Genomic DNA, 12,991 nt, shown 5'->3' on the forward strand with positions numbered 1-12,991 from the left:
AACTAAATTGTTTCTGTTAACGTGTAATTCCTAAAAAATATATAAATTCGTATGAAAGAAAACTTAAAAAAGCTTAAATAGAAAGATATGAAATGGTTAGGCAGAAGACAAAGTGATAATGTTGAAGACCGAAGAGGTGTTTCTGGAGGAAAAGTAGCCCTTGGAGGCGGAGTTATTGGTATAATCATTTTGCTTTTAAATGTTTTTGGTGGTGAAACTGGCCAGACCGTAGGATCTGCATTAGAACAATTGCAAGGTGGCCAGCAACAAACTGAAGCCGCTGCCCCATTAAGCAAGGAAGATAAAGAAATGGGAGACTTTGTTAGAGTAATCCTGGCCGATAATGAAGACATCTGGAGCAAAATATTTGAAGAACATGGCATGACCTATAAAAATCCGAAATTGGTACTTTTTAGAGGTTCTGTACAAACGGCTTGTGGTGGTGCATCCTCAGCATCAGGGCCATTCTATTGTCCGGGTGATCAAAAGGTATATATGGATTTAGGCTTCTTTGAAGAGCTAAAAACTAAGTTTGGAGCCAAGGGTGGCGACTTTGCCATTGCGTACGTTATAGCGCATGAAATTGGCCATCACGTACAGACATTACTTGGAACCTCAGCAAAAATGAGAGAAGCTCAGGAAGGAAAAAGTGAAGCAGAAGCGAATAAGCTTTCTGTTGCGTTAGAATTGCAAGCTGACTTTTATGCCGGAGTATGGACGCATTACAATAAAGAAAATTTAGATACCGATGATATTGACGAAGCCTTAAGCGCTGCAAATGCTGTTGGTGATGATGCAATTCAAAGTAAAATGAGTAATCAGGTCGTTCCTGATTCTTTTACACACGGAACATCAGAACAGCGAATGTACTGGTTTAAAAAAGGTTTCAACACTGGTGATATCAAGCAAGGAACTACATTTGAAGAAATTCGATAATTCACAAACCAAATATAATAACCAAATGTAAGCATGACTTAACCGTCATGCTTTTTTTGTTTTTTTCACTATATAAGCGATATAAGTTCATTTAAAAACTACCTTGAACTTATAAAAAGACTTTTAAGTTTTCATATGTGTTGTTTGAGTTTCTCCTTCGAAATGAAATAACAAGTTCAAAACCATCGAAGCGGAATATATTTCACAATATGTGTCCTAAGGTTGAAACCGTGGGCTATAATTGAATATAACAGAATTTGATTGTAATGAATGTAGAATATTTACTTTTCAGACTAAATATTATATGTACTTAAATTTTAGCGCTCCACAAGTTTTCTCATTGATCCCAAAAAACTTATATGATTTATATGGTGAAAAAATTATGCCCACAAAAAAAGCCTTGAATTTCTTCAAGGCTTTAAATTTCTGGGTGGCTGACCGGGTTCGAACCGGCGACCCGCGGCACCACAAACCGCTACTCTAACCAGCTGAGCTACAACCACCATTTTGCTTAGCGGTTGCAAATATACAACTAATGTTTACTTCCGCAAATAAAAAATTGAAAAAATATTGATCTTTTTAAATCAAATCATCTAAGCTATTGACAGCCAAACATCTTTCAACAGTAAAACCTTCAGCAAAATCCTTCCCAACAAGCCTCCCTAAGTCCTTGGCACGGTAATTTAAGCTTTCAAAAAAGTTTTTACTTGTAATTGGTGTGGCAGGTTCTTTCGAATTTGGATCATAAAATTGTGTTTTATAAGCTGCAATCGATTCTACCTTTTTGTCCTCAAAGCCCGTAATGTCTACAACAAAATCAGGTTCAATGTTTTTCCACTGAATATAATGATAAACCACTTTCGGTCTCCAGGCTTCTTGTTTTTCACCATCAATTGAAGTTTCAATTTTCATCAATCCGGACAAAAAGCAAGCATCAGAAACCAGTTTACTTCCTTTACCGTGGTCAATATGACGGTCATCAATGGCGTTACACAATACAATCTCCGGTTTATATTTTCGGATCATTTTAATAACCTCTAACTGATGTTTTTCATCGTTTACAAAAAATCCGTCGCGTAAACCTAAATTTTCACGAACCAAAACGCCTAATATTTTCGCCGCAGCTTTCGCTTCCTCATCTCTGGTTTCAGCTGTTCCGCGTGTACCTAATTCTCCTCGGGTTAAATCTACGATCCCTACTTTTTTACCCAGAGATACTTCTTTTAAAATTGTTCCGGCACAACCCAATTCTACATCGTCAGGGTGTGCACCAAATGCTAATATATCTAATTTCATTATTCTTTAATTTGTTTTTTTTTGCTTCGCCAATTCGGCTTTCAGCCTCGGGTCAGGTTTCAAGTTCAGTCACAGTCACAGTTTTCAGTCACAGTACAAACTGAAAACTGTGACTGTGACTGAAAACCTTTTCCTAACAACTACTATTCTTTTTTATATTCAAAACTCTTTTCATTGTCATCGATTTATTGACGCTTTCCTCCCATTCTTTTTCCGGAATACTTTCTTTGGTAATGCCGCAACCCATGTACAAAATAGCCTTATTGTCCTTGATTTGCATGCTACGTAAATTTACGAATAAATCAGAGCTATGGGCATTGCGTGCAAAACTGCTATTCAATTCACCTAAAAAGCCAGTGTAAAAATCTCTGTCGTAGTTTTCATTTTCGATTATGAATGCTTTTGCTTTTTTCTTTGGTAAACCGCAAACAGCTGGCGTCGGATGAAGTGTATCAATTACTTCTTTCAAGGTTGAATTATCATTTAAAATTCCCGAAATATCTGTTTTAATATGCCAGATTGATCCTGCCTTTATGCTGTAAGGTTCCGTAACCACAACTGAAGAAGCTACTTCACGCAATCTTTTTACAATAAAATCGGTTACGTATTGCTGTTCGTCTTTTTCTTTTTGTTGCCAGGAAATCTCTGTTTCTAAAGTTGCTTTCTGCGTTCCTGCCAAAGCTGTTGTTTCAAAAATATTTCCATTTGCTTTCAATAATTGTTCTGGTGTTGCTCCCATCCAAAGTCCAATTTCCGGATGAAAGAAACAGTATGAAAAAGTCGACGGATAAAGATGAATCAAACGCTTAAAAGTAATAACAAAATCGAAATCTGTCAAATCAACTTTCTCACTTCTGGATAAAACCACTTTTTTAAACTCCTCTTTTTTAATGGCTTCAATTCCTTTGAAAACCAAATCCTCATATTGACTTTTAGCTTCCGGGTCAACGCCTAAATCATCAACTTCGTTGAAACTAAAACCAACAAATGTCTGTTCGGCACTAATAATTCTGGATTCTTCTTCCGGAATTATATACAGCTGTTTTTCATCAAAAGAAGCAAAAACAAAACCTTTCTCACTGTAATCTGAAACAGTATATAAAGTGTCATTTTGCTGCAAAAGGGCAAAAATACTTGAAGAATTGGGTTTGGAATAGATTACAAAAGGCAATTTTTGCTCTTGGTGTTTTCTTATAGTGGAGAAAAAGTCATTCATATTTTTATTCGGTTTTCTTTTTATCTAAAACCATATTAGTCAGTTTACAAAGCGAAATCAGGTTTCCGGCCTCATCCGTAATTTTAATTTCCCACAAATGAATACTTCTCCCTTTATGAATGATGCGCGCCGTTCCGAAAACCCAGCCTTCGCGAATACTTTTCAAATGATTGGCAGAAATTTCGATTCCGCGTACTTCCTGTTCTTTCGTATCGATAAAAAAGAATGATGCCGCACTTCCTACACTTTCGGCCAAAGCCACTGAAGCGCCGCCGTGCAGTAATCCCATTGGTTGATGAACACTTGGATTTACAGGCATTTTTGCAGTTAAAAAATCTTCTCCTGCATCTATATATTCAATTTTCAGCGTTTCCATCAAAGTGTTTTTAGAAAACTGATTGCAACGCTCTAATATTTGCTCTTTGGTATAATTCATTTAGAATAGGCTTTAAAATCGTAAAATTAAAGAAAAGATGAGATACAAATTAGAAAATCCAATTCTAATATTAAAAATCATTTATGAACCTGTCAGTTTTTTGTTATTTTTACAAAAAAAGAATTCAAATGCGTCACTATTTTGCACTCTTCATTCTCGGTCTAATTCTGGCTTTCAGTTCATGCCGAACTGATTTCGACACTGTTGCAAGCACAGGAGATTTAAAGTTCTCAAAAGATACCGTTTATTTGGATACTGTTTTTAAAAATATTGGCTCGAGCACTTATCAACTGAAAGTATACAATAAAAGTAAAAATGATATTTCGATTCCAGTTATTCAACTCAAAAAAGGATTGAATTCTAAATATCGTATGACCGTTGACGGAATGGCCGGTAACAACGGAAAAATTTTCAATAATGTTACCCTTTTAGCCAAAGACAGTTTGTACATTTTTGTAGAAACGACTGCAGATATTACAGATGCTAATCCAGCAGATTTTTTATATACCGATGAAATTCAGTTTGACAGCGGCGCAAATTTGCAGCAAGTCGCTTTGGTGACGTTGATTCAGGATGCTGTTTTTTTATATCCAAAGCAAAATCCGGATGGAACCAAGGAAAAAATCAAAATAGACGGTAAAGATGTTGATGGTTTTTATTTGGATGAGAATGATGCTGTAAACGGAAATGAATTACTTTTTACCAATCAAAAACCTTATGTAATCTACGGATATGCAGGAGTTCCTGAAAACAAAACGGTAACTTTTCAAGCCGGAACACGTGTCTACTTTCACGCAAACTCGGGGCTTTTCGTAGACAAAAAAGCTTCATTAAAAATAAACGGAGCTACATCAACAACCGAAAAACTGGAAAAAGAAGTCATTTTTGAAGGAGATCGATTAGAATCACTTTATGATGCAATTCCGGGACAATGGAATTCGGTTATTCTGGCTGATGGAAGTTCAAATCATTCAATAAATCATTTGACACTTAAAAATGCTGTAATTGGTTTGTCTTTCAAAAATCAGGATGCCACGACTGTTTCTATTAAAAACACACAGATTTACAATTGCGTCGAATATGGAATTCTCGCTCAAAACGCCCGAATTGCAGGAGATAATATTGTAATTAATTATGCAGGTCTGGCAAGTTTGTCCTGTGTTTATGGCGGAAATTACAGCTTCACACATTGTACTTTTAACAACAACTGGCAAAACAGTTCGCATTTTGCAGTAAACATAAGCAATACTTTGGCCGGTGCAACTCCCGAAACAAATCCGTTGACACAGGCAACTTTTAATAACTGTATCATTTATGGTTCCAATACCAACGAATTCAATTTGAATAAAAATGCCAATGCCGCTTTTGTCTATCAATTGAATAATTGTTTATTGAAATACAACAGTTCAACCACAAACCCGGATTATCAATTTAAAACGGATGCTGTGCATTACAATCAGATCATTCTGAATGAAAATCCGAAGTTTTATAACGTTTCTCAGAATAAATTCAACATTGATAATACTTCTGCCGCTTTCGCGAAAGGAAATCAGGCGTATTTAATTCCGTTGGATATTTTAGGAATTACAAGAACAACTCCGCCAGATTTGGGCGCTTATCAGACTGCTATTTTCCCGAAATAAGGAGAATTTGCCACGAAGGCGCTAAGACACGAAATTTTTTGTTTCACGCAGATTTGCACAGATTTAGGCAGAATTACACAGATTTTTTTTATAATCACTTTAATTTTCTAATCTGTGGCTATAAAAAACTTCGTGTCTTTGCGTCTTTGCGGCAAGAAATTCACCCGTAAGAAAATATATCTAAAAATAAACATTCCTTAACTCAGCGTATTCTTAAAAATAGTAAATTTGATCCAATCAACAATTAAGATTCTTAAAATCAATTTGTTATCAAACCAAATCAAAACTATTTTTTATGAAAAAAATCTACTCTTTTTTCTTATTACTCGTTATTACAGCAAGTTTTGCCCAAATCCCGAGTGGGTATTACAATACTGCAACCGGAACAGGTTATACCTTAAAAACACAATTGTACAACATTATTAAAGGGCATACTGATAATGGATATGCCGGTTTGTACACAACTTATCAAACTTCTGACGTTGATAATTTTTACGAAAATGACGGAACTGTTTTAGACATGTATTCTGAAAACCCTTCCGGAACAGATCCTTACAATTACAGCACAGGAACTACACAACGATGCGGAAATTATTCTGTAGAAGGCGATTGTTATAACAGAGAACATATTATTCCGCAATCTGTTTTTAATGAGCAATCTCCAATGGTTGCCGATGCTCATTTTATTACACCAACAGATGGAAAAGTAAACGGAATTCGTTCCAACTATCCTCATGGTACTGTTAGTTCAGTAACTTATACTTCTCAAAACGGAAGCAAATTAGGATCAAGTGCTGTATCCGGATATTCAGGAACCGTTTTTGAACCTGTAAACGCTTTTAAAGGAGACATTGCCAGAATGTATTTTTATTTTGCCACCCGTTATGAAAATACGGTTTCCGGCTATTCATATGCCATGTTTGATGGTTCAGGCAACAAAGTATTTACAACAGCTTTTTTAAATGTTCTTTTAGCATGGAATGCGCAAGATCCTGTAAGTGCAAGAGAAATTGCCAGAAACAATGCCATTTATGCACGTCAAAATAACAGAAATCCATATATCGATCATCCGGAATATGTGAATCAAATTTGGGGCGGAACTCCTCCTTCCGGAGATACTCAGGCACCAACTACTCCAACGAGTTTAGCTTCTACATCAAAAACGGCGACTTCAATTACTGTTGCCTGGACAGGTTCAACGGATAATATTGGTGTTACAGGCTATGATGTTTATGCAAACAGTGTTTTAAAAACAACTGTTTCAGGAGTAACAGCAACGATCACTGGTTTAACGGCTTCAACAAGTTATTCAATCTATGTAAAAGCAAAAGATGCTGCCGGAAATGCTTCTGCTTCAAGCAACACAATTGCAGTTACAACCAACAGCAGCGGAACCGGAACAGCAACCGATTTGCTTTTCTCTGAATACATTGAAGGTTCAGGAAACAACAAGGCGTTGGAAATTGCCAATAACACAGGTAGTTCAGTAAGTTTATCTGCTTACACGATTAAAAAACAAACGAATGGTGCAGGTTCCTGGAGTACTGGTTTAGCTTTAAGCGGAACGCTAACAACAGGAAGTAAATTTGTAATTGTAAACAGTTCTATCTCTTCAGCTTGTTTTTCTACAAGTGTAGCCAATATTTCGACAACAGCAACCGAATTGACTTTCAACGGAAATGATGCTGTAGGTTTATTCAAAAATGGCGTTTTGATTGATATTATCGGTACATTCTCTGGTGGAACAGCCAACTTTGCGATTGATGTTACTTTACGAAGAAAATCAACTGTGACTTCTCCATCAACAACATTTAATTTAAGTTCGCAATGGGATTCTTATACGACAGATACTTGTAATAATCTGGCAAGCAAAATGGCGCAGCCTGTTGAAGAAGAAATTACTGCTCTGGATTCAGATGAAATCGTACTTTATCCAAATCCTTCAGACGGGAATTTCTATGTTGGTTTTTCGACTTTAGATCAACCTTATTCTATTGAAATTATCTCCTTTGCCGGACAAAAAGTTTTCGAAAAAGAAAACATCACAGATCCTGCCATTTCAGTAAGTCATCTTGCTAAAGGAATTTATCTGGTAAAAATTATAAAAGACTCAAAAACGACTATTAAAAACATAATAATCAAATAAGGTTTCACCATATAAGTGATATAAGAAATTGAAGTATATTTTGCTCGCGAAGCCATTGTGACCTCGCGAGCATTTTTTTTGCCACAGATTAAAGGATTAAAATGATTCTTTCTCATTTTATATTATTTCTAAGGAAATTCCATCGACGATACAATAATAACAGTGCAAATCTTTGTCGAGCTTCTCGCGGGGATTTCTCCTTCGTCGAAATGACAAACAGTGTGATTAATCATTACTTTAATTAAAACTTTGCGCCTCTGCGACTTTGCGAGATTAAAAAAATCAAGTTTAGTGGGTATTTACTTTTACATACTTCTAAAATGAACTTATATCACTTATATGGTTTAAAAAGCGTCTGACTTTTTTTTCAAAAGAGTTTGTTTTCAAATTTGCGCTTACTATTTATTTACACTAAATTTGCATCTTCAATACAACAAACTACACATCACAATGATCCATTTCTTTGAAAACCAAAGCAAAACTGTTTTCGCGGTACAAACGCAAAACGAAATTTCGGCTCAAGACATTTCAAAATTAAACTGGCTTTTTGCCAACTCTAATAAGATCGAAAAATCCGCCTTGTCGGATTTTTTTGTTGGTCCCCGCGCCACTATGATCACACCCTGGAGTACAAATGCTGTAGAAATTACCCAGAATATGGGTATTCCGGGCATCATCAGAATTGAAGAATTTCATCCTGCAACGGCTGACTTTACTGATTTTGATCCGATGCTTTTTCAAAAATTCAATCAATTAGATCAGGAAATTTTCACTATCAACGTTCAGCCGGAACCAATTCTGGAAATCGATGATATTGCAACTTACAATAAAGTAGAAGGTTTGGCTTTAAGCCAGGAAGAAGTAGATTACTTAGATAATCTTGCTGTAAAATTAGGAAGAAAGTTAACAGATTCTGAGATTTTTGCTTTCTCACAAGCGAATTCAGAGCACTGTCGTCACAAAATCTTCAACGGAACTTTTGTTATTGACGGTGAAGAAAAAGAAACTTCTCTTTTCAAATTAATCAAAAAAACATCACAGGAAAATCCTAACGATATAGTATCTGCTTACAAAGACAACGTTGCTTTTGTAAAAGGACCAAAAGTGCAGCAGTTTGCACCAAAAACAGCTGACAAACCTGATTATTACGAGATAAAAGAATTTGATTCGGTTTTATCTTTAAAAGCAGAAACACACAATTTCCCAACAACAGTTGAGCCTTTCAACGGAGCTGCAACAGGTTCTGGAGGAGAAATTCGTGACCGTTTAGCAGGTGGACAAGGTTCTTTGCCATTAGCAGGAACTGCTGTTTACATGACATCTTATTCTCGTTTGAAATCCTTCGACTCCGCTCAGGATGACAGGACTTGGGAAAACGCAATGGAAGAAAGAAAATGGCTGTACCAAACGCCAATGGATATTTTAATCAAAGCTTCAAACGGAGCTTCTGATTTCGGAAATAAATTTGGGCAACCGCTTATTACAGGTTCCGTTTTAACTTTCGAACATTCAGAAAACGACCGCAAAATTGGTTACGATAAAGTAATTATGCAAGCGGGTGGAATTGGTTACGGAAAATTAGATCAGGCAATAAAAAAGAAACCACAAGAAGGCGATAAAATCGTAATCTTAGGTGGAGAAAATTATAGAATCGGAATGGGTGGTGCTGCGGTTTCATCTGCAGATACCGGAGCTTTCGGTTCAGGAATCGAATTAAATGCGATTCAGCGTTCAAACCCTGAAATGCAAAAACGTGCTGCTAATGCGATTCGTGGTTTAGTAGAAAGCGATCATAATCCAATTGTTTCTATTCACGATCACGGAGCTGGAGGGCACTTAAACTGTCTTTCTGAATTGGTGGAAGAAACGGGAGGTTTAATCGATTTGGATAAATTACCGGTTGGAGATCCAACACTTTCTGCAAAAGAAATTATTGGTAACGAATCTCAGGAAAGAATGGGATTGGTTATTGGTCAAAAAGATATTGATACTTTACAGAGAATTGCCGACAGAGAGCGTTCACCAATGTATCAGGTTGGAGATGTAACGGGAGATCACCGTTTTACTTTCGAATCAAAATCAAATGGTTCAAAACCGATGGATTATGCTTTAGAAGATTTCTTCGGAAGCTCTCCAAAAACGGTTATGACCGATAAAACTATCGATAGAAAATATGCTGCTGTTTCATATGACAAAGCAAATTTCGAAAGTTATTTAAAAGACGTTTTACGTTTAGAAGCTGTTGCCTCAAAAGACTGGTTAACAAACAAGGTTGACCGTTGCGTTGGTGGAAAAGTAGCAAAACAACAATGTGCAGGACCTTTGCAATTGCCTTTGAATAATGTTGGCGTTATGGCTCTGGATTATTTAGGAAAAGAAGGAATCGCAACTTCTATTGGCCACGCTCCCATTGCTGCTTTGATTGATCCGGTTGCAGGAAGCAGAAATGCTATCGCCGAATCGTTATCAAACATTGTTTGGGCGCCAATTAAAGATGGTTTAAAAGGAATTTCATTATCTGCCAACTGGATGTGGGCTTGTAAAAACGAAGGTGAAGACGCTCGTTTGTACGCTGCTGTTGAAGGTTGTTCAGAATTTGCAATTGAATTGGGAATCAATATTCCGACAGGAAAAGATTCACTTTCGATGAAACAAAAATATCCAAACGACGAAGTAATTGCACCGGGAACGGTTATTATTTCTGCCGGAGGAAATTGTACAGATATTAGAAAAGTAGTGGAGCCTGTTTTACAGAAAAACGGAGATTCTATTTACTATATCAATTTGTCTCAGGATGATTTCAAACTAGGAGGTTCCTCTTTTGCGCAAATCAGAAATACAATTGGAAACGAAACTTCTACAATTAAAGATGCTTCTTTCTTCAAAAATGCTTTTAATACGGTTCAGGAACTAATCGGCGAAAATCTAATTTTAGCCGGACATGATATTGGAAGCGGTGGTTTAATCACAACTTTATTAGAGTTGTGTTTTGCTGATGTGAATTTGGGAGCTAAAATTGATTTTAGTGCTTTCGCAGAAAAAGATCTATTGAAAATTCTTTTTGCAGAAAACATCGGAATCGTTTTCCAGGCTAGATTTGATGAAGGAGTTGAAGATATATTGAATAAAAACAATATTGAGTTCTTCAAAATTGGTTCGGTTCAGGAAAATGCAACTTTAGAATTTGGAGAATATAAATTGGATATTCCTACTTACAGAGACGTTTGGTTTGAAACTTCTTATTTATTAGACCAAAAACAATCTAAAAACGGAACTGCAAAAGCACGTTTTGAAAATTATAAAAATCAGGCTTTAAACTATACTTTCCCAGCGCATTTCACTGGTAAAGCACCTGTAATTGATGCTTCAAAACCAAGACCAAAAGCGGCTATTATTCGTGAAAAAGGAAGTAATTCTGAGCGTGAAATGGCAAATGCAATGTATTTGGCAGGTTTCGATGTAAAAGACGTTCACATGACGGATTTAATTTCTGGTCGTGAAACGCTTGAAGATATTCAGTTTATTGGAGCAGTTGGAGGGTTCTCTAATTCTGATGTTTTAGGTTCTGCTAAAGGTTGGGCCGGAGCCTTCCTATACAACGAAAAAGCAAAAACGGCATTGGATAATTTCTTTAAAAGAGAAGATACTTTATCTGTCGGAATCTGTAACGGTTGTCAATTGTTTATGGAATTGGAAGTAATTAATCCGGAACATGAAGTACACGGAAAAATGCTTCATAACGATAGTAACAAACACGAAAGTATTTTTACTTCGGTAAAAGTTCAGGAAAATAATTCGGTTATGTTATCGACTTTGGCTGGTACTACTTTGGGAGTTTGGGTTTCTCACGGAGAAGGTAAATTCAATTTACCAATGGGTGAAGAAAACTACAACATTGTTTCTAAATACGCTTACGAAGGATATCCTGCAAACCCAAATGGTTCTCATTACGATGTAGCGATGATGTGTGATAAAACAGGAAGACATTTGGTTACAATGCCTCATATTGAGCGTTCAACTTTCCAATGGAACTGGGCACATTATCCAAAAGACAGAAATGACGAGTTTACACCTTGGCATGAAGCTTTTATCAACGCCAGAAAATGGATTGAGAAAAACTAAAAATTATATTTTTATAAAAAACGCTCGAATTTCGGGCGTTTTTTATACCACAAATTTCACAAATTTCACAAATTTCCACAAATCAATTCGTGATAGTTCTTGAATTGCTTCGCCTGTTCGCTTTCGCTCAGATCGTGACGAAAAAATTACGTGTGTTTCTAATAAATCAAAAAAAATGCCTCAGCACTATCCCTATTAGCTGAGGCATTTTTTTTTTAGCGTTTTACTGAAGTGGCAATTCCAGTTACAAAATTAGAAGCACCAAAGGCAAACAATCCGGAAGCGATGGCATTCTGACCTGCAAAAAACTGATTTTCTGCAATTGCATTACTAAAGTAATGTCCACCTGCTACTCCTGCAACTAGTCCTAAACCGATAATACCTATATGCCACCAAGGTTCCGGATCTGGCGGTGGTGGTATTTTTTTCAATAAGTATCTTAACCATCCGGGATACCCTGTACCACACCATCCCATGATCAAAAAGAAAGCTGTTTCCATAATTTCAATTTTAAAATAATGCCTACTCTTTTGCTTTTCGGCTCACGCATTTAATTTGAAATAAAATTATGGCAAGCTGAAGTTAAATTAACAAGGTAAATGACTGTTTTTCAAAGGGGAAAAACACGGTATTTTTTAGTTAAAATAATACATATTTTTAATTAAAATTTGAACTATATTCGTAAAAAATATTTGCCACTAAATCTTTTTTAACACCAAAAACACTTTAAACCTACATAGAATGAAATCGCTACATTTAGTACTAATCACATTATTTTTTACTGTTTCACAATCTTATTCCCAAGTCGAGGTAAATAAAATTTCTCACAATGGCCGTGATCGCTATATCACTACTACCATTGGCTATCCAGTTCCCGGAGTTTATATCCCAATGAATCAAAAAGAACCAAGCACTGTATTAAATCCAGACGGAACCGGAGTTATTCAGGCTGAGGATTTATCCAAAAGTAAAATGAACTGGGGAATTGAATGTACGGAAGAAGGAGTTCCAATTTTTAGAGAAGGCTTCAATAGTGCTTCGTACACCTTTTGGTACAGACCAAATGACAGCGATATTTGGGTTAACTCTCAATTTTCTATTCATTTTGCCAAGAAAAAAATGTTTTTGATGGGAGAAAGAGTGAAAGAATATGTAGATTATAATGTGCAATAATCTGAAAAACCGCAGACCTTAAA

At 36.1% G+C, this 12,991-nt stretch carries 9 protein-coding genes and 1 tRNA gene; 5 read left to right on the top strand and 5 right to left on the bottom strand.

Features of this window, described 5'->3' with window-relative positions:
* Positions 1-87: 87 nt before the first annotated feature.
* Positions 88-936 (top strand): KPN_02809 family neutral zinc metallopeptidase, encoded by an 849-nt coding sequence (ypfJ, locus tag AC6CH4_RS10830; protein WP_498102833.1) that lies wholly within the window; start codon positions 88-90, stop codon positions 934-936.
* A gap of 429 nt (positions 937-1,365) precedes the next feature.
* Here the strand turns inward: ypfJ and AC6CH4_RS10835 are convergent.
* The 4 genes from AC6CH4_RS10835 to AC6CH4_RS10850 form a co-directional block, all read right to left on the bottom strand.
* A tRNA-His gene (locus AC6CH4_RS10835) sits at positions 1,366-1,439 on the bottom strand.
* Between the two features lie 76 nt (positions 1,440-1,515).
* Positions 1,516-2,232, bottom strand: coding sequence for a bacillithiol biosynthesis deacetylase BshB1 (bshB1, locus tag AC6CH4_RS10840; protein WP_056194525.1), 717 nt, complete (start codon positions 2,230-2,232; stop codon positions 1,516-1,518).
* 133 nt (positions 2,233-2,365) lie between these two features.
* A complete protein-coding gene (locus AC6CH4_RS10845; RefSeq protein ID WP_498102835.1) occupies positions 2,366-3,448 on the bottom strand; it encodes a chorismate-binding protein in 1,083 nt (360 codons plus the stop codon).
* A gap of 4 nt (positions 3,449-3,452) precedes the next feature.
* Positions 3,453-3,884, bottom strand: a complete 432-nt coding sequence (locus tag AC6CH4_RS10850; protein WP_192187696.1) for a PaaI family thioesterase — start codon at positions 3,882-3,884, stop codon at positions 3,453-3,455.
* A gap of 128 nt (positions 3,885-4,012) precedes the next feature.
* Between AC6CH4_RS10850 and AC6CH4_RS10855 the strand changes: the two genes are divergently transcribed.
* The 3 genes from AC6CH4_RS10855 to purL all read left to right on the top strand — a co-directional run bounded on the left by AC6CH4_RS10855 (position 4,013) and on the right by purL (position 11,795).
* The gene (locus tag AC6CH4_RS10855) at positions 4,013-5,527 is read left to right on the top strand and encodes a hypothetical protein (RefSeq protein ID WP_498102837.1); all 1,515 of its coding nucleotides are present in this window, start codon (positions 4,013-4,015) and stop codon (positions 5,525-5,527) included.
* 295 nt (positions 5,528-5,822) lie between these two features.
* Complete coding sequence (locus AC6CH4_RS10860) at positions 5,823-7,673, top strand: endonuclease (RefSeq protein WP_498102839.1); 1,851 nt, start codon at positions 5,823-5,825, stop codon at positions 7,671-7,673.
* A 450-nt stretch (positions 7,674-8,123) separates the two neighbouring features.
* Positions 8,124-11,795, top strand: a complete 3,672-nt coding sequence (gene purL / locus AC6CH4_RS10865; RefSeq protein WP_498102841.1) for a phosphoribosylformylglycinamidine synthase — start codon at positions 8,124-8,126, stop codon at positions 11,793-11,795.
* 215 nt (positions 11,796-12,010) lie between these two features.
* Here purL and AC6CH4_RS10870 read toward each other — a convergent pair whose 3' ends face one another.
* The gene (locus tag AC6CH4_RS10870) at positions 12,011-12,295 is read right to left on the bottom strand and encodes a hypothetical protein (protein WP_498102843.1); all 285 of its coding nucleotides are present in this window, start codon (positions 12,293-12,295) and stop codon (positions 12,011-12,013) included.
* A 241-nt stretch (positions 12,296-12,536) separates the two neighbouring features.
* On the opposite strand from AC6CH4_RS10870, the gene AC6CH4_RS10875 reads away from it, so the two are divergent.
* Positions 12,537-12,968, top strand: coding sequence for a hypothetical protein (locus AC6CH4_RS10875; protein WP_498102845.1), 432 nt, complete (start codon positions 12,537-12,539; stop codon positions 12,966-12,968).
* The last annotated feature ends 23 nt before the right edge of the window (positions 12,969-12,991 follow it).

The organism is Flavobacterium sp. GQ95, assembly GCF_059758655.1.

Bases quoted from the DNA above. Each gene is read 5' to 3' on its own strand.
- AC6CH4_RS10875 (WP_498102845.1), top strand. From the start codon at position 12,537: ATGAAATCGCTACATTTAGTACTAATCACATTATTTTTTACTGTTTCA.
- AC6CH4_RS10870 (WP_498102843.1), bottom strand. From the start codon at position 12,295: ATGGAAACAGCTTTCTTTTTGATCATGGGATGGTGTGGTACAGGGTAT.
- purL (WP_498102841.1), top strand. From the start codon at position 8,124: ATGATCCATTTCTTTGAAAACCAAAGCAAAACTGTTTTCGCGGTACAA.
- ypfJ (WP_498102833.1), top strand. From the start codon at position 88: ATGAAATGGTTAGGCAGAAGACAAAGTGATAATGTTGAAGACCGAAGA.
- AC6CH4_RS10855 (WP_498102837.1), top strand. From the start codon at position 4,013: ATGCGTCACTATTTTGCACTCTTCATTCTCGGTCTAATTCTGGCTTTC.
- AC6CH4_RS10860 (WP_498102839.1), top strand. From the start codon at position 5,823: ATGAAAAAAATCTACTCTTTTTTCTTATTACTCGTTATTACAGCAAGT.
- AC6CH4_RS10845 (WP_498102835.1), bottom strand. From the start codon at position 3,448: ATGAATGACTTTTTCTCCACTATAAGAAAACACCAAGAGCAAAAATTG.
- bshB1 (WP_056194525.1), bottom strand. From the start codon at position 2,232: ATGAAATTAGATATATTAGCATTTGGTGCACACCCTGACGATGTAGAA.
- AC6CH4_RS10850 (WP_192187696.1), bottom strand. From the start codon at position 3,884: ATGAATTATACCAAAGAGCAAATATTAGAGCGTTGCAATCAGTTTTCT.